Source organism: Nocardia sp. AB354, from assembly GCF_049538315.1.
Lineage (GTDB): Bacteria > Actinomycetota > Actinomycetes > Mycobacteriales > Mycobacteriaceae > Nocardia > Nocardia nova.
In genome coordinates this window covers 1-1888 of the sequence record NZ_JBMVFU010000060.1, presented here as the reverse complement: position 1 = coordinate 1888, position 1888 = coordinate 1, and the positions used below count along the sequence as shown (strand labels likewise).

The 1888-nt window shown below is 65.5% G+C and carries 1 protein-coding gene; it reads right to left on the bottom strand.

Going from position 1 to position 1888, the window contains the following annotated elements:
• Positions 1-22 precede the first annotated feature (22 nt).
• Positions 23-1270: an IS110 family transposase gene (locus ACPCUW_RS35070; protein WP_423429686.1), complete on the bottom strand. Its 1248-nt coding sequence runs from the start codon at positions 1268-1270 to the stop codon at positions 23-25.
• Positions 1271-1888: the final 618 nt, after the last annotated feature.

Here is a 1888-nt window from a genome sequence, read left to right as displayed (position 1 = left end):
AGACCTCCGATTCTTCTAACTGTCAAGCGGCGGCATGATTTTGAGGTTCAGGGACCGGATCGCCGAATGCTTTCGCCGGGTCGTAGGGCTGGTGGGTTTGCAGGCAGTGGTAGAGCTGGCCGAGCATCTTGTTGAACAGGTGCCGGATCGCGGGTGCGTGGCGGTCGCCGTGTTCGCGGCGGCGCCGGTAGTGCTGTTGGCCGGGCCCGGGCAGAACGACCATCGTGGTTCCCCAGACCCATCCGACCGCGGCCAGGCGGTCGTTCTTGATCCGCCGGTGGCTGATGGAGATGCTTTTGCCCGAGGCCCTGGTGACGGGAGCGGATCCGGCGTATGCCTTCAGCGCGCGGGCGGCGGCGAATCGCTTTCGGTCGTCACCGATCTCGGCGAGCATGCGGGAGCCGGTGAGGTCGGCCAAGCCCGGAAAACTGGTAATGACGGCGTAGTCGGGGTGCTTGCGGAATTCCTCGGCCGCGGCCTGTTCCAGATCGTCGGCACCGGCGCAGGCAGCGTCCAGCATCGCCACCAGCGCAAGCGCGTGGCGCCCCATCGCCTGCTCCACTGGTCCGGGCTGCCTCAACTGCGTGGTCTTGAGTCCTTCGACGATCTGGGTGGCAAGCTGGTCGATTCCACGTTGGCGACCGGCACGGCGCAGCGCGGCCGCGACCCGAGTCTTGGTGAGTTTGGCGGCCAGTGCCGGGGTTGGCGCCAGGGCCAGGACGGCCCGTGCCTCGGGCTTGGCGAGGTTGGTAGCGGATTTGACCGCAAAGGTGGCCAGGAAGGCCGGGTAATACTCCCGCAGCAGCGAGCGCAGCTCGTTGCCGGCCTTCGTGCGCCGCCAGACCGCATCCTGCTGGGCGCGTGCAAGGACCGCGATGGCTTGCGCGAGTTCACTGTCGGCAGGCATCACACGGTGCAGGTGGGCGTCGACACGCAGAATGTTCGCCAAGGTCATGGCATCGGCGTGGTCGGACTTGGCTCGGGCGACGCTGTGGCGTTCGCGGCAGCGGGCCACGGCCATCGGATTGATCGCGAACACCGGCCGCCCGGAGGCGCGCAGCGCGGCGACCATCAACCCGCGCGGGGTCTCGATGGCGACCGGGATCGGGTGGCCTTCGGCATCGCCGGCGTCGGCAAGCATTTGGGTCAGCTCGGCGAAACCGGTTGGATCGTCGCCGATCCGCTTCTTGGATACGAGTTTTCCCTCGCGGTCGACGATCGCGATGTCATGATGCCCTTCGGCCCAATCCACGCCGCAGTAGTTACTCAATCCAGTCCTCCATCAGGTGTTTTGCGGTGTTCGATGTCCCTGGCGGAAACGCGCAGCGCCCTACTTACGAGCCTCGACGGGCTTGCCTCCGATGAGCTGTTCGCGATCCCAGCTCACCCGCACGGCACCGGTCTATCTCAGAGCTCGAGGGCTCGCGAAATCGCTGGGCGTCTGGTCGTGCGGGAGGGCTCGAACCACGAGCTATCCCAATCGAATACGACGGCCGGGCAGGAACGACACACCGCGTCGAAACCCTGCCCGGCCGATTCAACTGCCACCTCGCCCGCGGTCTTGCATAAGGGCTCTGGCCCACGAGATTTGCAGGAGTAGAGGCGAGAGCAGGCTTGCTGGATGGTCCGCCCCGGCGCATCGTGCCTCTGATGAGGGATTTAGGTCCCGAGGTCAGTCCAGAAGTCGCCGGAACGAACCGTGAATGGGTCGAACGCCCAGCCGGCTTCATGCCCCGGCAAGGGATCTGGTCACGGTGCCGCCGCCTGTTGAGAGGCCTAAAAAGCCCACGGATTCGCTAAGGGGTCACCGCGATCAACCGAAGGATCGGATCAACCGGTGCGCAAGGTATCCGAGGCATCGAATTCCGACCCTTCGGAGATAAGTAGG